Here is a 19013-nt window from a genome sequence, read left to right on the forward strand (position 1 = left end):
CGCTCACACAAAAACTAACGCTGCGTAACTTTTGCGTCGCCGGTTGCGCGGCGGCCAAAGTCGGGCTGCGGCGTATCCTGGTTAGCATGGATCACGCCGCGCCGGATTGCGCGCGCTTCGGTGAACAGCTTCTCCAGCGTCTCGCCATCTCCGAAACGGATGGCGCGCTGAAGCGAGGACAAGTCCTCCGAGAAGCGGCCGAGCATTTCGAGCACCGCGTCCTTGTTGTTCAGAAAGACGTCGCGCCACATGACGGGATCGGACGCGGCGATGCGCGTGAAATCGCGAAAGCCGCCTGCCGAGAATTTGATGACTTCGGTGTCCGTCACGCGCTCAAGATGCGCGGCGGTGTTGACGATGTTGTAGGCGATGAGATGCGGCAAGTGGCTGGTGATCGCGAGCACCATGTCGTGATGCTCCGGCGACATGATTTCGACTTCGGAGCCGAGCCGGCGCCAGAACTCCTGCAGCTTCGCCAGCGCGTCTTTATCGGCGGCGTCGCCGGGGGTCAGAATGCACCAGCGTCCGTCGAAGAGTTCGGCGAAGCCGGCGTCCGGGCCCGATTGCTCGGTGCCCGCAATCGGATGCCCAGCGATGAAGTGCACGCCTTCAGGCACATGCGGCGCGACATCGCGAACGACGGCGCATTTCACCGAGCCGACGTCCGTTACGATCGCGCCCTGTTGGAGGTGCGGGCCAATCGCCTTCGCGACGGCTTCATACGTGCCGACCGGAGAACACAAAATAACGAGATCGGCGCCGCGCACGGCATCGGCCGGATCGGCGTACATTTTGGCGACGAGGCCAAGCTCTTCGGCGCGCTCGCGTGTGGCTGGTGTCGGCGACGCGCCGACGATCTCGCCGACCAATCCGGCACGGCGGGCGGCATGACTGATCGATGATCCGATCAAGCCGACGCCGATCAGCGCCAGGCGCTTGAACATTGGCGCGCGCTCGCTCCTGACAGCTTTTTCCATCACGCCGCGCCCTTCAGAAACTGCGCCAAGGCTGCGATGGCACGCTTGTTGTCGTCTTCCGAGCCGATGGTCATGCGCAACGCATTTGGGAAGCCGTAGGCGCCGACCTTGCGAACGATGACCCCTTGCGATTTCAGGTATTCGTCGGCGGCCGCCGCGGTTTTGACGGCGTCGTCCTTGAAATGGAACAGCACGAAGTTGGCGACGCTCGGCGTCACGTCGAAGCCGAGCTTCGTCAGCTCGTCCACGACCCAGGGCAGCCATTCGTCGTTGTGGCGCTTGGCAAGCTCCATGTGCTCGATATCTTCAATCGCCGCCGCGCCGCTGGCGATAGCCGGCGCCGACAGATTGAACGGTCCACGGATGCGATTGAGCACGTCGGCGACATTCGCCGGGCAATAGGCCCAGCCGATGCGCAACGCCGCGAGACCATGAATTTTCGAGAACGTGCGCGTCATCACCGTGTTCGTCGTGGTCGCGACAAGCTCGAGGCCCGCCTCGTAGTCGTTGCGGCTGACGTATTCGGCATAGGCGGCGTCGAGGACGAGCAGGATGTCGTCGCGAAGCCCGGCGCGCAGGCGGCGGACCTCGTCGATCGGAATGTACGTTCCGGTCGGGTTGTTCGGATTGGCGACGAACACGACACGCGTCCTTGGCGTGACGCGCTCGAGGATCGCATCGACGTCGGTCTTGAGACCGCGCTCGGGAGCGACGACCGGCGTCGCGCCGTTGGTCAGGATGGCGATGCGGTAAACGAGGAAGCCATGCTCGGTGTAGATCGCTTCATCGCCCGGGCCGAGGTAGCCGCGCGCGAGCAGACCCAGCAGTTCGTCGGAACCTGACCCGCAGACGATGCGCGTGGCGTCGAGCCCGTAGCGGCGTGCCAAGGCATTGCGCAACAGCGTCGCCTGACCGTCCGGGTATCGTTCAAGCTCGGAGGCGGCAGCCTGGAAAGCCGCGATGGCGTGCGGGCTCGGGCCGAGCGGCGTCTCGTTCGACGACAGCTTCGCCGGCTTGACGTTGCCCAGCGCCTTGCTCTCGCCAGGGACATAGGCCTCAATGCTCAGAATGCCTGGGCGTGCAATGGGCGCCGTCGTTACCATATTCTTCTCAAGCTATTGTAGGGATTTGCCATTAGCGGGCGCATTGATAGGGTCTTCACCAGTTGAAATCAAAGTTTAAAGTTGACTTTAATGGCAGCAGGCATAGCAAGCCGCCACACCCTTAATCCCGGATTCCGGCCGACTCGATGACCGCTGCCCAGTCTGACATTATTGCCTCCGTTGCGCGGCGACAGTCGGAGATTGACGCACCGTCGAGCCAGATCGCGCATTTCGACGTCAACGCGCCTCTGCATCTGGCCTGCCAGCAGGATCTGGCGCCGTTTTCGGTCGCCTATCAGACGTATGGGACCCTGAATGCGGCGAAATCGAACGCCATTCTCATCTGCCATGCGCTGACCGCGGATCAGTACGTCGCGACGCAGCACCCGATCACCGGCAAGCCCGGTTGGTGGGACATCATGGTCGGCCCCGGCAAGCCGATCGACACCGAGCGGTTTTTCGTCATCTGCTCGAACGTGCTCGGCGGCTGCATGGGATCGACCGGGCCGGCTTCGATCAATCCGAAGACGGGTGCGCCGTATGGGATCGATTTTCCGGTCATCACCATCGGAGACATGGTGGAAGCGCAAGCGCGCCTGATCGACTACCTCGGCATCGACCAGCTTTTCGCCGTCGTTGGCGGCTCGATGGGCGGCATGCAGGTCGTCGAGTGGGCGTCGCGGTTCAAGGATCGCGTATTCGCGGCGGTGCCGATCGCGACAACGGCGTGGCATTCCTCGCAGAACATCGCGTTCCACGAAGTCGGGCGGCAGGCCGTGATGGCCGATCCCAACTGGCAGAGCGGCAACTATTACGCGACCGACAAGGTACCGAGGAACGGTCTCGCGGTGGCGCGCATGGCCGCGCACATCACGTACCTTTCGGAAGAGGCGCTGCACCGGAAGTTCGGCCGCAGCTTGCAGGACCGGTCGGAGAAGACGTTCTCGTTCAACGCTGACTTCCAGGTTGAAAGCTACCTGCGCCATCAGGGGTCGTCGTTCGTCGATCGCTTCGACGCGAACAGCTATCTCTACATCACGCGCGCGATGGATTACTTCGATTTGCGCGAGGGACGCGGCAGCGTGCTTGCCGACGCGTTTCGCGGGACGCAGACGCGGTTCTGCGTCGTGTCGTTCACGTCGGACTGGCTTTATCCGACGCGCGAAAGCCGACGCATCGTGCAGGCGCTCAACGCGGTTGCGGCGAACGTTTCGTTTGTCGAAATCGAAAGCGACAAGGGTCACGACGCGTTCCTTCTGGACGAGCCGACGTTTCACGCGACGGTTCGCGGATTTCTCAATGCGGCGGCGCTCAAGCACGGTCTTGGAACGGCGGGGAATGGGGCATGAACGCACCGGACCGCTCGCTCGCCAAGGCAAAATCTCCGCGCGTCGATCATGTGCTGATCGCCGAGATGGTCGAAGCCGGGGCACGCGTTCTCGATGTCGGCTGCGGTGACGGCGAACTGCTTCAGCTTCTGGCGGAGCGTCGCGGCGTCGACGGGCGTGGTGTCGAATTGCAGCGCGACAAGGTCAACCAGGCCGTTGCACGCGGGCTGTCGGTCATCCAGGGCGACGCCGATCGAGACCTCGACAATTATCCCGATCAGGCTTTCGATTACGCCATTCTTTCACTCACGATCCAGGCGACGCGGCAGCCGAAGACCGTGCTCGAAAATCTGCTGCGCATCGGGCGGCGCGCGATCGTGTCGTTTCCGAACTTCGGGCACTGGCGCGTGCGCACCGGGCTGTTGATCGGCGGCCGGATGCCGGTGACGGACAACCTGCCGGACCTCTGGTATCTGACGCCGAACGCGCATCTGTGCACGATCCGCGATTTCGCCGACCTTTGCGAACGGGTCGACGCCACGGTCGAGCGCGCGGTCGCGTTCAACGATCATGACCGGCGGCTGCCGATCAAGTGGTCGCTGTCGATGCAGAATCTGTTCGGCGAGAAAGCCGTGTTCCTGCTGCACGGTCCGAAGCGATCGAAGATCTAATCGTAAATGCCCTGATGGCCGCCTCAACGGCCATGACGAAAGCAGACTATTGCAGAGGGTTTCTAGTGGCGGCGGACGCCGGCTGGCCTGGTTGTATTGACGGGCTTCAAGACCGACTTCGCGGGAATCGCTTTCACGCCGCCGCTAATCGGCGCCATGATTTCCTTATGCGCTTCGACGATGATGACGCCTGCGACGCCGACCGACATGCTCGATCCCATGCGTTCGAGTGTCGGCGCCATGCGCAGCATCAGACGATTGCTGAGCGGCGGAAAATAAAGCGCTTCTCCCCATCGATCGGGCGCGAACAGCGCGTCGGTCAATTGCGTTTCGAGCTGGCCTCGGCTGAACGGCAGCCCGTATCCGAATGGCGTCGCGTCGATGCGCGACCAAAGCCCACGACGATTGGGAACAACGATGAGCATGCTCCCGCTCGGCTTCAGCACGCGCCACATCTCGCGCAGCAGCGGACCAGTGCGCTCTGCTTGTTCAAGACAATGGATCGCAAGCAGACGGTCAATGGAATTGTCCGGCAACGGCCATTGCGCTTCGCTGACGAGAACGGAGTGACATTGGCCCGAATGCGGCCACACGAGCGCGCCCTGTCGTTCCGGCATCAGACAGGCGAGCCGCGCCGCCTCGGTCCGGAAAGCTCCGAGAAACGGCGACGCAAAGCCCGCACCCGCAACGCTCAGACCGTCGAGATTCTTCCAGCGCTTCCGGATGACGAGCGACAGCTGGCGGCGCGCGAGCCTGCCGAGCGGCGAGCGATAAAAATCTCTCAGGTTTGTCGCATCCATCGGCATACGTCTTAACGGCCGCGCTTATCCAATGCTGACCACGTCGAACCAATCGGTTCGGCCATGTCGGGCTTCGGAATACATACTTAGGGAGAACCGCTGCATCGTTCCGTTTCGTTTGACATGAGCGTTGAGCCCTACCAGACTCTCGGCATGGCAACCTTCGAAATCGTCCTTTTACCTTGCCTCGCGGATAACTATTGCGTGCTGCTGCACGATCCGGTTTCTGGCGAGACGGCAGCGATCGACGCGCCGCAGGCCGCGACTATCAAAGCGGCTCTCGACGCGCGCAATTGGCGGCTCAATCATCTGTTCATCACGCATCATCATACCGATCACACGGCGGGAATTGCTGAACTCAAGGGCCATTATGGCGCAAGCGTCACAGGACCGGAAGCCGAAGCAGAGCGGATTCCCGGGCTGACGCGCGGCGTCACCGAGGCGACGCAGCTGGAATTCGCGGGCCATCCCATTCGCGTGCTCGAGACGCCCGGCCACACGCTCGGCCACGTCACCTTCCATCTGCCCGACGATGGGCTGGTCTTTACGGGCGATACGTTGTTTTCGCTCGGATGCGGCCGCATCTTCGAAGGCGACCCGCAGATGATGTGGAATTCAGTCTCGAAGATCGCCGCGCTTCCAGGCGATACGCGCATTTATTGCGGCCACGAATATACGCTCGGAAACGCCCGTTTCGCGATGAATGTCGAGCTGGAGAACGCCGCGCTCAAGGCCCGCGTCGCGGATGTGGAAGCGGCGCGCACGGCCGGAGAGGCGACGATCCCGACGACGATCGATCTGGAAAAAGCGACGAACCCATTTCTGCGGCCGGGATCGCGCATGATCCGCGCGCGGCTTGGCCTGGATGGCGCACCCGATTGGGAGGTCTTCGCGCGGCTGCGGCAGCTGAAGAACAAAGCGTAGCAGCGAAATCGAGAAGCCGGATGCAGCGCGATCTTTCCGCCGACGACGTCATCGAACTACTGGGGCTTACTCCGCATCCGGAGGGTGGCCATTTTCGCGAGACGTTCCGCGACGACATGCAGACTGACGAGCGTTCCGCCTCGACGGCGATCTATTTTCTGCTGAAGGCGGGCGAGCAATCGCATTGGCACGCCGTCGATGCCGCCGAGGGGTGGCACTACTACGCCGGCGCGCCGCTGCTGCTGGAACTTTCACCTGCCGGAGGGCCGATCACCGCCGTTCGGCTCGGATCGGATCTCGCGGCCGGGGAGCGTCCGCAGGCTGTGGTTCCGAAGGATTTCTGGCAGCGGGCGCGCAGTCTCGGGCCCTGGACGCTGGTCGGCTGCACGGTGGCGCCGGGATTCGATTTCGCCGGTTTCAAACTGGCGGCGGCGGACTTCTCCCCGCTCGATTGAGCGGCGAAGCTGCAACAGATCAAAGCCTTTCGATGGCCATCCACACGTCGTCCCCAGAGTCGTTTGACGAGGGCGTGGCGTATCCTCAGTCCATCCACGGCTTATTTGTCTCTTTGGATAGCGGCTTAGCTGGCGCTTCTTGCTGGCGGCCCGAGACTCGTCAACAGTGTGCCTCGAATCACGTTCCGATTCACACGGGGGTTGTAGTCCATGAAACGCGAGTCCTCAGGACCCGTCCTAACAACGGTGTTTGTCGATTACGACAACGTCTATCTTTCTCTGAAGCGCAAAAACGAAGATGCCGCGAAGCGCTTCGCGAAAGACAGCAGCATCTGGCTGCAGGGCATCGCGTCGGGAGAGCTGATTACATCCAAGACTTCGCTGCCCGTACCGACGGAACGGCGCATTGTCATGAGCCGATGCTACGGAAATTCGCAGCCGCGCCGGAACGCGCACGACAATTCGACGGACATGTGTTCGTTTCCGTTTATCCGGCACCATTTCCAGCGCTCGGGCTTCGAGGTCATCGACTGCCCGCCGCTGACGCAGCAATTGAAGAACTCGGCAGACATCCGCATTGTCATGGATGTCAGCGATATCCTGAACCATCCGACGTTCTTCGATGAGTTCATCATTCTGTCGGGCGACGCCGACTTCACGCCGGTGCTGCACCGGCTTCGGGCGCATGCGCGCCGCACCGTCGTTTATGCCAACGATCATACGGCGCTTCCCTACACGGCTATCAGCGACGGCGAGATCAAGGAATCCGATCTGCTGGCGCTCCTGACGAACAGCCGCGCGATCGCAGGCGAAACTCCGCGTGAAATCACGGCTACCGTGCCGGTGATCGACGTCGAGGCGGCGCGCAAGGCGATCCTGGCGGAAGTCGTCGACTTCGTGCGTAGCGCACCGCAGGCGGTGCCGCTCGAAACGCTCGCCGACCGTTCCGTGCGCGTCATCGGACGCGACAAGACCGTCGGAACGAACTGGGGCGGATACGGCTCGTTCCGCGATCTGTTGCTCGCGGATCTTCCCGAGGACATCCATCTCAGCGATACGCCGCCCTACACCGTGTTCGATGCGAACCGGCATATTTCCGCCGCCGGATTGATCGCGCCGCAGCTCTCAGCGCCGACACCCGAACCTCGGAGCCGCGAAATCTCGGCAGAGATTTCGGCCGCAGAAGCGAAAGCGATCGCTCGCCCGTCAACGCCGAACATCCCGAAGCCTGTGCAGCAATCGACGCCGTTGCAGCAACTGCCGCAGCAGCAGCCGACCGCTTTCCAAGCGGCTCCGCAGCAGCGCTATGCAGCACCCGCAAGCTCGGCTCCGGTGCCACCCGCGCCGCCGCTGCCGCCGTCGCGCGGTCCTGAAATTTCTCAGGCGGCGACGCCGATGGCTCGTCAGCCGCTTGGCCAGCAGCGGCCGTCGGCTCCGCCGCCAGGACAACCCTCCGGCTATCAGCCCGAGCGTGCCCGCGAACCGCAACGCCCAGCGGCATCGCAGACGCCGCCGCCTCCGATGTCCGGGGCACCGCGCAGCGGTGAGCAGGCGACGCAGATCCAGCAGTCGATCGCGCGCATTCACGAGGCTTGCCAGGCCCCGGCGCTGGCACCGGCGGAGTATCGCGTGCTGTTCGACGTCATGGCGCAGGAAGTTACAGCTAACGGACTTCAGGGCGCGCAGACGCTCGTCAACATCACCCAGCGGGCGCGCGAGTTCGGCCTCGACGTCAAGCGCGACGACCTGCGCTTCATCTACGACGTCGTCAGCGAGAGCGATCCGTGGTTCGAGCAGGGAACGAGCGCGACGTTGTTCGCGAGCCGCTTCCGCAATTTCGTCGTTGCGCGCTGCCGGAGTCAGGGCTTGAGCCTTTCGGCTGACGAACTCGATCTCGTCGAAGCGTGGTTCTCGGCGCCGCAGCCGCCGGCCGCGTCTCGCGCGTTGCCGTACGGCGGCCGTGGGACACAGGCTCAGGCTCAGGCTCAGGCTCCGTCCGCCCCGGCGCCGAAGCCGCATGCTCCGGCACAGACCTCCGGCGAGCAATGGTGGAGCCTCGAAGAGGGCCGCCAGCACATCGTCGAGCAGCGGGATGCGGAGCAGAAGGGGCTCAACCCCTATACGCAGAACCAGAACGAAGAAGAATTTCCGCGCATCGTGAGATCGCGCTTCCGGGGCTAGAGGAGCGCTTCGCTCAACTCGCCCGTCGAAATGCAGACATAAAAAATGGCCGCCTCGAAAGGCGGCCATTTTAATTTAGTGCTCAGCGACGCGGACGATCAGGCGAAGTACTGACCGCCGTTGGCCGAGAGCGTCGAACCGGTGATGAAGCCCGCTTCGTCGGACGCGAGGAACACGACAGCGCGTGCGATCTCGTTCGGCTCACCGAGGCGGCCGACGGGGATCTGCGGAAGGATCGCCTTGTCGAGCACGTCCTGCGGGATCGCCTTGACCATCTCGGTTGCGATGTAGCCAGGGCAGATCACGTTGACGGTGATGCCGGCGCGTGCGCCTTCCTGGGCCAGCGCCTTCGTGAAGCCGATGTCGCCCGCCTTCGATGCGGAATAGTTGACCTGGCCCATCTGGCCCTTCTGGCCGTTGATGGACGAAATGTTGATGACGCGGCCGAACTTGCGCGAGCGCATGCCTTCCCAGACCTGGCGCGTGACGTTGAACAGGCCATTGAGGTTCGTGCCGATGACTTCGTCCCACTGCTGCTTAGTCATCTTGTGGAACATCGTATCGCGCGTGATGCCGGCGTTGTTGACGAGCACCTCGATGGGTCCGAGATCCTTTTCGATCTGCTTGACCGCTTTTTCCGTCGTTTCGTAGTTGCCGACGTCGAACTTGTAGACGGGGATGCCGGTCTCGGCCTGGAAAGCCTGAGCCGCAGCGTCGTTTCCTGCGTAGCTTGCCGCGACCCGATAGCCGCTATTCTTCAAGGCGATCGAGATCGCGTGCCCAATGCCGCGCGTGCCTCCGGTGACGAGGGCGACCCTTGCCATACTTTTTCTCCCTGGATTTTTTGTATCGGATGACTGTGAGAAGACGCGGCCGGATCATAGCGATCCGGCCGCGCATGAGACGTTAATCAGTCGCGAGCGACGCACAGGGCGACGCCCATGCCGCCACCGATGCAAAGCGTGGCAAGGCCCTTCTTCGCATCGCGGCGCTGCATTTCGAACAGAAGCGTGTTGAGGATGCGCGCGCCGGAAGCGCCGATCGGATGACCGATGGCAATCGCGCCGCCGTTGACGTTGACCTTCTCCGTATCCCAGCCGAGGCCTTTGTTGACGGCGAGCGCCTGCGCGGCGAACGCTTCGTTGGCTTCGATGAGATCGAGATCGGCGATCGTCCAGCCGGCTTTTTCGAGCGCCTTCTTAGAAGCCGAGATCGGGCCCGTGCCCATGATCGACGGATCGACGCCGGTCGTGGCCCACGACACGATGCGGGCAAGCGGCTTGATCCCGCGCTTCTTGGCTTCTTCGGCGGTCATCAGAACGACGACGGCTGCACCGTCATTGATGCCCGATGCGTTCGCGGCCGTAACCGTGCCTTCCTTCGGATCGAAGGCGGGGCGCAGCTTCGCGATGCTATCGATGGTCACGCCTTCCTTGATGTACTCGTCCTGATCGACGACGGTCTCGCCCTTCTTCGTCTTGATCGTGACGGGCGTGATCTCGTCCTTGAACTTGCCAGCCTTGCGTGCGGCTTCGGCTTTGTTCTGCGAAGCGACGGCGAACTTGTCCTGATCTTCGCGCGTGATCTGCCACTGGCGCGCGACGTTCTCGGCCGTCGTGCCCATGTGGTAGTTGTTGAAGGCGTCCCAGAGGCCGTCCTTCACCATCGTGTCGATGAGCTTGAAGTCGCCCATCTTGGTACCATCGCGCATGTGTCCGGCGTGTGCCGACTGGCTCATGCTTTCCTGGCCGCCGGCGACGACGATCTTCGCGTCTCCGGTCTTGATCTGCTGCATGCCGAGCGCGACGGCGCGCAAGCCCGAACCGCAAATCTGATTGATGCTCCAAGCGGGAGAATCCACCGGCACGCCCGCGCCGACGGATGCCTGACGCGCGGGGCCTTGACCCTGAGCGGCCGTCAGAACCTGACCGAGGATGACCTCGGAAACGTCGCCGGGCTGAATATTGGCGCGCTTGAGGGCGGCCTTGATCGCGATTTCGCCGAGCTTGGAAGCCGGCAACGATGCGAGCGCGCCGTTGAACGAACCGACTGGCGTGCGGGCTGCGCTTGCAATCACAATCGTCGAAGAATCTTCGCTCATAAGGCGGCCCCTCCCTGGGCAAACTTCTTTAATTTGTCGAATGTCTCGCACGACGCCGGAGCGTTCTTGGCATCAGGCAAAAGGCGAAGACACTTTGCAGTGCGGAGATATTTTCAGCAATTGCGACCTCTTGGCTAGACTGCCCAATCGTATTGCTCCGAGCCCGCCCAAAAGAGTGACAGAATCGGCTGGCGGGCGCCCCCCTCGGTGTGGTACGCTGCCGCAGTGCAGCAACAAGCGCCCAAACCATACGAGAAGAGAACGCTAACGCGATGCTGAGCAACCCAGAACCTCAAACCCAGGCTCCCAAACGCGAAGCCGTCGTCATCAAGAAGTACGCAAACCGGCGTCTATATAACACCGAGACGAGTACATACGTCACGCTCGAGGATCTCGCGAAGATGGTGCGCGGAGATCGTGACTTCGTGGTTTACGATGCCAAGAACGGCGACGACCTGACCCACGCTGTTCTTACCCAGATCATCGTCGAGCAGGAAAGCCGCGAGGGCGGACAGGCGCTGCTGCCAATTCCCTTCCTCCGCCAGCTCATTCGTTTTTACGATGACAGCATTGCGCGGATGGTGCCGAGCTACCTTCAGTTCAGCCTCGAGCATCTGGCGAAAGAGCAGGTGCGCTTCCGCGAGCAGTTCGCTTCGGCGTTCTCAAATCCCGCAGCCGCCTTCGAGTTCTATCAGCAGCAGGCGCGGCAGAACATGGCGATGTTCGAGCAGGCGATGTCGATGTGGGCCTCCTTCGGTTCGGCGGCGAGCGGACAACGCGGCGAAGGCAAATCGCCCGAGGCCGCACAGCCGCAGGCTCCGGCGCAAAGCGATGCTTCGACGGGAGGTCGCGACGAACTCAGCGAGCTGAAGTCGCAGCTTTCGGCCATGCAGCAGAAGATCGAGAAACTGTCTCAGTCGCGGCCCTAGTTTCAGGGGTCGTCGATCGAGCAGACGGTCGTTCAAGGTTTCTTCGACACGTAGTCGGCGGCGTCGATCGGGAGGCCGTAGTAGAACCCCTGCATGAAGTCGATGCCGGCGTCGGTCAGGTGCTTGACCGAGTGTTCGTCGCCGACCCATTCGGCGACCGTCTCCATGCCGAAAATGCGCGCCAGATCGATCATCGTTTTGATGAAGATGCGGTCGCTGCTGTCGTTGGCGAGATTCTTTACGAAAACGCCGTCGATCTTGACGATGTCGACGTTGAGCAGCTTCAAGTTCTTGAATGACGTGTAACCGGCGCCGAAATCGTCGATCGCGACGCGGCAGCCGAATTCCTTCAGCGTGTCGACGAAGTTGATCGTCTGATCGAGGTCCTCGATCGCGACTGTTTCCGTGATTTCAACGATCAGTCGGCTGAGAATATCCTTGCGGCCATCGCTGAGGCGGCGCAGCGCTGCGATCCATTCCTTATCGGAGCAGGTCAATCCTGACACATTGAGCGAGAGCACCAGATCGTGATGCTTTTTCAGAAGCGCGATCGTCAGTTCCAGCGCTCGCCGATCGATCAAGCGCGATAATCCGAGTTGCTCGGCGACGGGGACGAATTCGCCCGCCGGAACGATCTGTCCGTCGGGCTTCTCCATGCGAAGCAGACACTCGTAGATTTCAGCCTTGCCGGACTTGGCGGACACCATCGGCTGCAGAACGAGGCGCATGCGGTTGTCGTCGAGCGCCTCGATGACGTTATTGGCGATCGTCCTGTTACGGACGCGGACGCTTTCGCCGCCCGGCAGCGGTTCATAGAGCACGAAGCAATCGATCCGCTGCGAACGCGCCGCATCGAGCGCGCGAAGGGCAAAATTCACAGCGTCCTGGACCGAATTCGCCTGGTGCGGAATCACGACCGCGCCAATCGAAATCGTCGCCGACAGCTGGCCGGCCGATGTCTTGATCGTGGAGTCGCGGACCACTTTCAGGAAACGCTCGGCGGCAACGCGTAGCGCTTCGGGTCCGCATTTCATCATGATGATGCCGAACTTGTTCGACGCATAACGGCCGATGATGTCGCCGCCGCGCAGCTTGCCGCGAATGCGGCGCGCAACTTCGGAGATCGCTTCGTCGCCGGTCGCGATGCCGAAGGTATCGTTGATCACGGCGAGGTTATTCACCGACACCATCAAGAAGCCGCACGATTGCGGCTCGCGTTCGATACGGCCGAGAACGGAACCCAGCGCTTCGGTCAGGCGGATGCGGTTGAGCTGTCCGGTCAGCTCGTCGAAGTCGTTGCGGACAAGCTGGCGTTGCTGTTCGAGATAGTGATCGTCGATAATCCTGATCACGCCGCGGGCGTGAATGGGATGGCCATCGGCGCCGGGCCACCAACGGCCATGATCTTCGACGCGGATCGTCTTCCAGCTTCGCGGGCCGCCTGGCGTGATGCGGTACTGAACACGATAGGGCACGCCGCGAACGCGATCGGTTGCGACGCCGCCTGAAAAGACTTGCAGCCGATCCTTCAGGTTCTCCGGCGCGATGAGAGCATGGTAGGCTGCGCCGGTCGCGATTCTGGCGAGGTCACCGACGCCGAGGATCGCGGCAGCGTTGCTGCCCCACTCGATACGGCCGGAGACCAGGTTCCAGGCGTAAGCGGTTTCCTCAATAGATGAGAGGATGCCGACCAGGTCGAGATTGCCGGATTCTGTCAATGCTTCGCGCTTCTGATCCGCACCTGGATCAGCCACTTGCTCGTTCCCAGGGACGTTTGTCCGGGACGTCAATTCTACAACCTCAAATCACGTCTTTCAGCGATCGGCACGCAAGCGTGGTCCAATATCGACGAATACTCTGCTGTAAATCAGATTTCGCAATAGGCTGACCTAACAATGCCTGAAGCATTGTTCGAAATCAGACCGAATATCGCACGCGGAGCGCGCGGCCGTTCGAGGCCGCGCCGCGTCAATTACTGGTCGGCGCCGATGTTGAGATCCCGGCGAGCGACACGAATACCGATGGTGTAACCGCCGATGACGTCGATCATCGTTGCGATCAGGATCAGGAAGAAAATGGACGTTGCCGCCTGTGGGATGGTCAGAAACTCGACGCCGACTGCAACAAACACGACCATCGAAAGCGCGTGATCGATCAGCGTCGACGTGGTCGTGAACGTGGATTTGACGATCTCGATGAAAAGCAGGATCAGCGTCGCGAGCAGAATGAAATCACCCCAGGTGAAAACCCACTCGCCGCCGCTCAAAAGCCGGAGATGAAAAATTTCTTTTGTCAGGGCTTCCAGTCCCATCGTCAAAACGATGGCGTTGTAGAGGACGAAAGCAAGGACCAAGAGCGGAATGGCTCTAACGGACATAAGTTTCTCCTGACAATATGATGCGCAAGCGCGCCCGGCTTTTTGGCACGCGCGCTGTGATTTGCCAAGCAAGCGCGCGTGTCAAAAATCAATAAGGCCGGCATCAAGGACGCCAGCCTAGTCCAATTTAAGGCAACCGGAGAGATGCTTATTCGTCGGAAGCCGGCGGCAGGATCTGGCGGCCGCGGTATTTGCCCGACTTGAGGTCGATGTGATGCGGGCGGCGACGCTCACCGCTGTCCTTGTCCTCGACGTAAGCCGGAGCCTTCAGGGCGTCATGCGAACGCCGCTGGCCCCGCTTCATCGGGGACGTCTTCTTGCGCGGAACTGCCATTGTATTGCTCCAAATTGCCCCCGCGCGAAAGCTGCGGAGCCGCCGGACACGCGGCGGGGATGCCGAACGCTATATTGATTGTGGATTAGCCTGGCAACGCCGGACTTGGGCGACGCTCAGAACCCAGGGCGCGGCTTATACGCAAATTAGACGAGAAATGCCAGTCCCCCTGTAAAATCCGGCCGAAAGGGCCAAAACAGGCGTCAGATGCGGCGTCTTGGCAGGACACAGCTCGTCTGAACGCTTGCGGCCGCGCGCATCCGCATCTGGATGATGCGGGCGAGGCGCTGCATGCCGGGGCCGGGTTTGGCGGGGTTGCGCATACGCGGGTTGGGAAGCGCCACGGCGAGGCGGGAGGCCTCCCCGGCGCTCAAGCTCCTCGCCGGCTTTCGAAAGCGGGCTTGCGCCGCCGCTTCAATCCCGAATATGCCGGGCCCCCACTCCGCGATGTTGAGGTAAACCTCCATGATCCGCCGCTTCGGCCAAAGCGTTTCCATGAGCAACGTCAGCGGCAGCTCGACGGCCTTGCGCATGTAGCTTCTGGACGACCAGAGGAAGAGATTTTTCACGACCTGCATCGAGATCGTACTGGCGCCACGCGCCGCGCCGCTTCCGACGTCCGAGACCGCTCCGGCGAGCGCTTCGAAGTCGATGCCGTGGTGATCGCAGAAGCGGCTGTCCTCGCTGGCCACGACGGCACGAATGACGTTGGGCGAGATCTCCTCGATCGGCACCCATGTGCTCTCGATCCGCTCCCCGGAAAGCCATTGCTGCAGCATCAGCATCGATCCCGGCGGATCGACGAAGCGGTAGGCGGCCATCAGCGTCAGCACGATGACGAGCCAGCCGATGACGAGCCACGCTGCAATCCGCAGCAGTCTACGAAAGAGAGAGCGAGGTGCAGGCTCACCGGTCGCCGCCGGAAAACCCGTATGTCCTGCGCTTCCGTCAGCCCTGCCGGCAAAATCGGCTTGCAGCCCGGGGAAGGCGGCGTCCGGACGACGGGACGGCATTTCGAGCCTGGGTGCGCCGGGAATGAGGCTCCCGAGGTTCGGCGGCGGGGCGACGCTGGGTTCGGAAATCGGTTGCGGAGGTTCGTCCGGTTTCGGCGCGGGTTCTGGTTCTGGTGCTGCGACAGCCGTCAGCGAGCGGGCGGCGGCTTCCGCGTCGATGTCAGAGAACAGGGTATCGACGGGAAACTTCTGCTCGGCATCCGGAGCCGGCGGCAAAGGCGGCGGGCTCTCGATGGGCTCAAACGCGGGGCCGGAACGCTGAAAAAAACGTGCCGGCATCGGCACCGGCACGGCGATGTCAGCTTGCGGGTCCGGGCGCGACGGAGTTCGAAACGCCAGAGGCGGCAAGGGTCGCGGGGGAATGAGCTGCGCCTGTTCGTATCGGGAGTCCGTGTGCACCCGCGCGAGCACCTCAACCGCCGACGCAAGCAGCCGATCCTCCGCCGAGGTTTCGACAGGCGGCGCGGCAGTTCGCTCTGATGTCTCCTGCGACCGATCCATGCTTTGCTTATTCTGATTGCAGTGCGATACCGCGACGGCCGGTAACATCGAACAATGGCCATGTTGAGTGCCGGGGCGGCCATACGAGGAAGGTTGAGGGTAGTGTCACAATTTCTTGTCCAGCTTGGCAATGCCGCAACGGCCGTCGAGGGTTTTCTCGCGGAATGCCTGACGGAACAACAGGCCAATGGGACGCCCCCTCGCCTGGCTGACGCGCTTCGCCACGCCGTGCTCGCAGGTGGCAAGCGATTCCGGCCGTTCCTCGTTTTCGAAAGCGCCGGGCTTTTCGGCGTGGCTCGCGATGCGGCGCTGCCGGCGGCGGCCGCGCTCGAATGCATCCATTGCTATTCCCTCGTCCATGACGATCTGCCAGCCATGGACAACGATGAACTGCGGCGTGGGCAGCCGACTGTCTGGAAAGCCTACGACGAGTGGACGGCCATCCTCGTCGGCGATGCGCTGCAGGCCATCGCCTTCGAACTCACGAGTGATCCCCGGCGTCATGACGATGCTGAAGCTCGGGCAGAACTGACGCATGCGCTTGCGATCGCGTCCGGAGCCATCGGCATGGTCGGCGGGCAGATGCTCGATCTAGAGGCCGGGCGTTTGCCGGATCAGCCCGCGGCCACGATCGCCGACATCGTGCGGCTGCAGGCCATGAAGACCGGGCGCCTGATTACGGTCGGATGCGAGATGGGGGCGATCCTCGGGCGCGCAAGTCCGAGCGACAGGGCTGCGCTCAAGACATACGGCGAGCATCTCGGAACCGCGTTCCAGATCAGCGACGATCTTCTCGATGCGGAAGGCAGCGCGGCGGATGTCGGCAAAGCGACCGGCAAGGATGCCGCCGCAGGCAAGGCGACGCTCATCGGTCTGCTCGGAATTCAGGAAGCCCGGCAGCATCTCGATCGCACGATCGATGCAGCTGTCGCAGCGCTCGAACCGTTCGACACAAAAGCAGAGCCCCTGATCGCCGCCGCGCGGCACATGGGCCAACGCGACAGCTGATCAGGGGCTCAGCCGGGATCAATCGATCAGAAGTGATAGTTGAGACCGACGCGGACGGTCTGAACGTCGTTGTTGATGCGTACGAAGTCGCCGTTGTCGGCCGTCAGCTTGGAATCGCCGAGACCGAGATACAGGTACTCAGCCTTCGCGCTCCAGTTCTGAGAGAACTTCCACTCCAGACCGCCGCCGACGGCATAACCCGTCAGCGTGTCGCTGCCGCGGAAGCTCTGGCCTTCGAGATTGGCGCGATGATCGACGTCAGCGACTGCGAGACCGCCCGTCGCGTAGAGCAGCCACGGACCGCTTGTGAAGCCGAGGCGGCCGCGAACGGTCGAGAACCAGTTCATATCGCTGCGCGCTGTATCACCGTCGAAGGTATAGGCCCGGCCACTGATGTCGGCGCCCTGGAAGTCACCTTCCAGACCGAAGACGACCCGGCCGCGCTGCCAGTTGTAGCCGATCTGGCCGCCACCAAATCCGCCTTCCGGTTCCGTCGGACGCGCATCCGACCAGCCGTAGCCACCGTTGATACCGATGTATGCACCGTCCCAAATCGCGGGCTGATAAACGGGCGCTGCCTCCGGCGGAGGATTGTAGGGCTGATACGGCCCAAGGTCAGCGGCCATGGCGCTGCCACTCGCAGCTGCCAATACCGTCGCGCTGCCAAGCAGCATCGACTTCAAATTCAACGCTCTCATAGTGTTTTACCCCGTAAGAACAGCCTCGTGGGCCTGCTTGCCCCCGACAACGCCTAACAGAATATAGGGTTCCATTTAGGCGGCACGGATGCGCTAATCGAGTAGCAGTCATGCCGCAAAATAATTGCTATTCCGTGAGTATTATTCTCAGCCCTTTAATCGCGGCTTTTACATTTTCCCGCACTAAGCCCTAATCGGTACGCGTCCTTTTTCCGCGGCGAACGCCTCTTTGCGAGCCATTCTTCTGTCGCGAATTTTGAGCAGCGGCAGAACCAAATGCGCGAGACGAATTTCGCGCCGCGATTTTTCAGGATCTACAAGATGGGTGGTGGGCAGACGTTGTGTAAACGAATGCTCCATCAGTGTGCCAATCGGGAACTCCAACTCGTCCTGCATCGCGATCATGCGCGCATATAAATCCGAGAGCGGCGTGATGAGGCGGCCGAAGCCGTTTCGCGCCTGCGCCCATCCGACAATATAAAGCCCGCGAAGTCCTGCCGGAAATGCGCCGCCGTAGACCTGCACGACATTGTCTTTCACCTCGATCAAGCCGTCGGGCAAGAACGGATACGATGCGTGAAATCCGGTTGCGGCGATAATCAGATCGTAGGCGCCGCTCGAACCGTCAGTGAACGTCACGATGTTGCCGTCGACGTGATCGATCGCGGGGCGCGGCTTCACGCGTCCCAAGCGAATGGCGCTCAAGAGATCGGTTCCGAATGCCGGGTGGCGGTCGAACAGTTTGTGATTGGGGTGTTGTAATCCGTAGCGGCGATAGTCGCCGATCGTGAGCTTGACCATCGTCTTCAAGAGCGCGCGCTGCACGAAGATCGGCAAGCCCCAGATCGGAACGTCGGTCAGCGGACGTCCGAGAAATGTTTTCGGCAGATACCAGTAGCCGGATCTCAGACTGATATCGCAGCTCTCGCCGAAGCGGCCGGCATCGCACGCCATGTCGACGCCCGAATTGCCGCCGCCGATGACGAGCACGCGCTTGCCCTGAACCTGGGAAACGTCGCGGTAATCTTTCGAATGAAGAATTTCACCGGCAAACGTGCCGCGAAATTCCGGATATCGCTTATCCCAATGATGGCCGTTGCAGACGACGACGCCTTTGTACGTTCGCGTTTCGCCGTCGGCGAATGTCACGGTCCAGCGGCTCGCGTCTTCCGGCACGACGGACACAACGCTCTTGTTGAACTCGCATTGCGGGAGCAGTCCGCGATCCCGGGCGAACGCGTTGAGATACGACAGCATCTGGTCGGCGGAAGGAAAATCCGGGAACTCGTCCGGCATCGGATAGTCGGCGTACTCGGTCGCCTTCTTCGACGATACGATGTGTGCGGAGCGATAGACACCGTGCAGCCAGTTGCCTCCGACGCCCGTGCCGGCATCGACGATGTCGAAAGGAATTCCCCGGTGCTTCAGCGCGGCGCCCATCGCGAGCCCGACCGGACCGGCGCCGATGACGAGGTGGCGTTCGGAGGTGCTGCTTCTGTCGCTCATTCCGGATGAAATCCTTCGTGGACGTTTGACAAGACGAACCGTCTAGCAAACCTGAAAGCGCCTGCGTCGGTTCATCTTCAGAAGTGGTAATCGCCGGATAACACTTA

Annotated in this window: 18 protein-coding genes; 7 read left to right on the forward strand and 11 right to left on the reverse strand. The window is 61.9% G+C overall.

Features of this window, described 5'->3' with window-relative positions:
• Positions 1–14: 14 nt before the first annotated feature.
• Both HDEN_RS13655 and hisC read right to left on the reverse strand, forming a co-directional pair.
• Positions 15–977: a prephenate/arogenate dehydrogenase family protein gene (locus HDEN_RS13655; protein ID WP_150103266.1), complete on the reverse strand. Its 963-nt coding sequence runs from the start codon at positions 975–977 to the stop codon at positions 15–17.
• Positions 977–2080 (reverse strand): histidinol-phosphate transaminase, encoded by a 1104-nt coding sequence (gene hisC, locus HDEN_RS13660; protein ID WP_013216718.1) that lies wholly within the window; start codon positions 2078–2080, stop codon positions 977–979. The genes HDEN_RS13655 and hisC overlap by 1 nt, the downstream gene beginning before the upstream one ends.
• A gap of 146 nt (positions 2081–2226) precedes the next feature.
• Here hisC and metX point away from each other — a divergent pair, with 146 nt between their 5' ends.
• Both metX and metW read left to right on the forward strand, forming a co-directional pair.
• Positions 2227–3429 carry a homoserine O-acetyltransferase MetX gene (gene metX / locus HDEN_RS13665; RefSeq protein ID WP_013216719.1) on the forward strand — a complete coding sequence of 401 codons (1203 nt, stop codon included), beginning with the start codon at positions 2227–2229 and terminating at the stop codon, positions 3427–3429.
• Entirely contained in the window at positions 3426–4079 is a 654-nt protein-coding gene (gene metW, locus HDEN_RS13670) for a methionine biosynthesis protein MetW (protein WP_013216720.1), read from the forward strand. The genes metX and metW overlap by 4 nt, the downstream gene beginning before the upstream one ends.
• A 62-nt stretch (positions 4080–4141) precedes the next feature.
• Here the strand turns inward: metW and HDEN_RS13675 are convergent, their stop codons facing one another.
• A complete protein-coding gene (locus HDEN_RS13675) occupies positions 4142–4879 on the reverse strand; it encodes a methyltransferase domain-containing protein (protein WP_013216721.1) in 738 nt (245 codons plus the stop codon).
• A 153-nt stretch (positions 4880–5032) separates the two neighbouring features.
• Between HDEN_RS13675 and gloB the strand changes: the two genes are divergently transcribed.
• From gloB to HDEN_RS13690, 3 genes are all read left to right on the forward strand, one after another.
• A complete protein-coding gene (gene gloB / locus HDEN_RS13680; RefSeq protein WP_041922049.1) occupies positions 5033–5803 on the forward strand; it encodes a hydroxyacylglutathione hydrolase in 771 nt (256 codons plus the stop codon).
• Between the two features lie 20 nt (positions 5804–5823).
• Complete coding sequence (locus HDEN_RS13685) at positions 5824–6258, forward strand: cupin domain-containing protein (protein ID WP_013216723.1); 435 nt, start codon at positions 5824–5826, stop codon at positions 6256–6258.
• A gap of 210 nt (positions 6259–6468) precedes the next feature.
• The gene (locus HDEN_RS13690) at positions 6469–8439 is read left to right on the forward strand and encodes an NYN domain-containing protein (RefSeq protein ID WP_013216724.1); all 1971 of its coding nucleotides are present in this window, start codon (positions 6469–6471) and stop codon (positions 8437–8439) included.
• 98 nt (positions 8440–8537) lie between these two features.
• Here the strand turns inward: HDEN_RS13690 and phbB are convergent, their stop codons facing one another.
• Together phbB and HDEN_RS13700 are read right to left on the reverse strand one after the other, a co-directional pair.
• Positions 8538–9263 (reverse strand): acetoacetyl-CoA reductase, encoded by a 726-nt coding sequence (phbB, locus tag HDEN_RS13695; protein WP_013216725.1) that lies wholly within the window; start codon positions 9261–9263, stop codon positions 8538–8540.
• A gap of 86 nt (positions 9264–9349) precedes the next feature.
• Positions 9350–10540 (reverse strand): acetyl-CoA C-acetyltransferase, encoded by a 1191-nt coding sequence (locus HDEN_RS13700; RefSeq protein ID WP_013216726.1) that lies wholly within the window; start codon positions 10538–10540, stop codon positions 9350–9352.
• 272 nt (positions 10541–10812) lie between these two features.
• On the opposite strand from HDEN_RS13700, the gene phaR reads away from it, so the two are divergent.
• On the forward strand, positions 10813–11469 hold the full coding sequence (gene phaR, locus HDEN_RS13705) for a polyhydroxyalkanoate synthesis repressor PhaR (protein WP_013216727.1): 657 nt from the start codon (positions 10813–10815) through the stop codon (positions 11467–11469).
• Positions 11470–11501: 32 nt separating this feature from the next.
• On the opposite strand, the gene HDEN_RS13710 is transcribed toward phaR, so the two are convergent.
• From HDEN_RS13710 to mtgA, 4 genes are all read right to left on the reverse strand, one after another.
• Entirely contained in the window at positions 11502–13223 is a 1722-nt protein-coding gene (locus HDEN_RS13710) for a bifunctional diguanylate cyclase/phosphodiesterase (RefSeq protein WP_049775325.1), read from the reverse strand.
• 218 nt (positions 13224–13441) lie between these two features.
• Positions 13442–13846, reverse strand: a complete 405-nt coding sequence (locus tag HDEN_RS13715; RefSeq protein WP_013216729.1) for a hypothetical protein — start codon at positions 13844–13846, stop codon at positions 13442–13444.
• Positions 13847–13994: 148 nt separating this feature from the next.
• Positions 13995–14180, reverse strand: a complete 186-nt coding sequence (gene rpmF / locus HDEN_RS13720; protein ID WP_013216730.1) for a 50S ribosomal protein L32 — start codon at positions 14178–14180, stop codon at positions 13995–13997.
• A gap of 203 nt (positions 14181–14383) precedes the next feature.
• The gene (mtgA, locus tag HDEN_RS18025; protein ID WP_245256647.1) at positions 14384–15694 is read right to left on the reverse strand and encodes a monofunctional biosynthetic peptidoglycan transglycosylase; all 1311 of its coding nucleotides are present in this window, start codon (positions 15692–15694) and stop codon (positions 14384–14386) included.
• A 102-nt stretch (positions 15695–15796) separates the two neighbouring features.
• Here mtgA and HDEN_RS13730 point away from each other — a divergent pair, with 102 nt between their 5' ends.
• Entirely contained in the window at positions 15797–16702 is a 906-nt protein-coding gene (locus HDEN_RS13730; RefSeq protein WP_013216732.1) for a polyprenyl synthetase family protein, read from the forward strand.
• Between the two features lie 26 nt (positions 16703–16728).
• Here HDEN_RS13730 and HDEN_RS13735 read toward each other — a convergent pair whose 3' ends face one another.
• Together HDEN_RS13735 and HDEN_RS13740 are read right to left on the reverse strand one after the other, a co-directional pair.
• Positions 16729–17400: an outer membrane protein gene (locus HDEN_RS13735; RefSeq protein ID WP_081446243.1), complete on the reverse strand. Its 672-nt coding sequence runs from the start codon at positions 17398–17400 to the stop codon at positions 16729–16731.
• Between the two features lie 183 nt (positions 17401–17583).
• Positions 17584–18906, reverse strand: a complete 1323-nt coding sequence (locus HDEN_RS13740) for a flavin-containing monooxygenase (RefSeq protein ID WP_013216734.1) — start codon at positions 18904–18906, stop codon at positions 17584–17586.
• Positions 18907–19013: the final 107 nt, after the last annotated feature.

The organism is Hyphomicrobium denitrificans ATCC 51888 (assembly GCF_000143145.1).
GTDB classification, from domain to species: Bacteria; Pseudomonadota; Alphaproteobacteria; order Rhizobiales; family Hyphomicrobiaceae; genus Hyphomicrobium_B; species Hyphomicrobium_B denitrificans.

Bases quoted from the DNA above. Each gene is read 5' to 3' on its own strand.
- HDEN_RS13735 (WP_081446243.1), bottom strand. From the start codon at position 17,400: ATGAGAGCGTTGAATTTGAAGTCGATGCTGCTTGGCAGCGCGACGGTA.
- HDEN_RS13675 (WP_013216721.1), bottom strand. From the start codon at position 4,879: ATGGATGCGACAAACCTGAGAGATTTTTATCGCTCGCCGCTCGGCAGG.
- HDEN_RS13715 (WP_013216729.1), bottom strand. From the start codon at position 13,846: ATGTCCGTTAGAGCCATTCCGCTCTTGGTCCTTGCTTTCGTCCTCTAC.
- gloB (WP_041922049.1), top strand. From the start codon at position 5,033: ATGGCAACCTTCGAAATCGTCCTTTTACCTTGCCTCGCGGATAACTAT.
- HDEN_RS13700 (WP_013216726.1), bottom strand. From the start codon at position 10,540: ATGAGCGAAGATTCTTCGACGATTGTGATTGCAAGCGCAGCCCGCACG.
- hisC (WP_013216718.1), bottom strand. From the start codon at position 2,080: ATGGTAACGACGGCGCCCATTGCACGCCCAGGCATTCTGAGCATTGAG.
- HDEN_RS13690 (WP_013216724.1), top strand. From the start codon at position 6,469: ATGAAACGCGAGTCCTCAGGACCCGTCCTAACAACGGTGTTTGTCGAT.
- rpmF (WP_013216730.1), bottom strand. From the start codon at position 14,180: ATGGCAGTTCCGCGCAAGAAGACGTCCCCGATGAAGCGGGGCCAGCGG.
- metX (WP_013216719.1), top strand. From the start codon at position 2,227: ATGACCGCTGCCCAGTCTGACATTATTGCCTCCGTTGCGCGGCGACAG.
- HDEN_RS13740 (WP_013216734.1), bottom strand. From the start codon at position 18,906: ATGAGCGACAGAAGCAGCACCTCCGAACGCCACCTCGTCATCGGCGCC.
- mtgA (WP_245256647.1), bottom strand. From the start codon at position 15,694: ATGGATCGGTCGCAGGAGACATCAGAGCGAACTGCCGCGCCGCCTGTC.
- phbB (WP_013216725.1), bottom strand. From the start codon at position 9,263: ATGGCAAGGGTCGCCCTCGTCACCGGAGGCACGCGCGGCATTGGGCAC.
- HDEN_RS13655 (WP_150103266.1), bottom strand. From the start codon at position 977: ATGGAAAAAGCTGTCAGGAGCGAGCGCGCGCCAATGTTCAAGCGCCTG.
- HDEN_RS13685 (WP_013216723.1), top strand. From the start codon at position 5,824: ATGCAGCGCGATCTTTCCGCCGACGACGTCATCGAACTACTGGGGCTT.
- phaR (WP_013216727.1), top strand. From the start codon at position 10,813: ATGCTGAGCAACCCAGAACCTCAAACCCAGGCTCCCAAACGCGAAGCC.
- metW (WP_013216720.1), top strand. From the start codon at position 3,426: ATGAACGCACCGGACCGCTCGCTCGCCAAGGCAAAATCTCCGCGCGTC.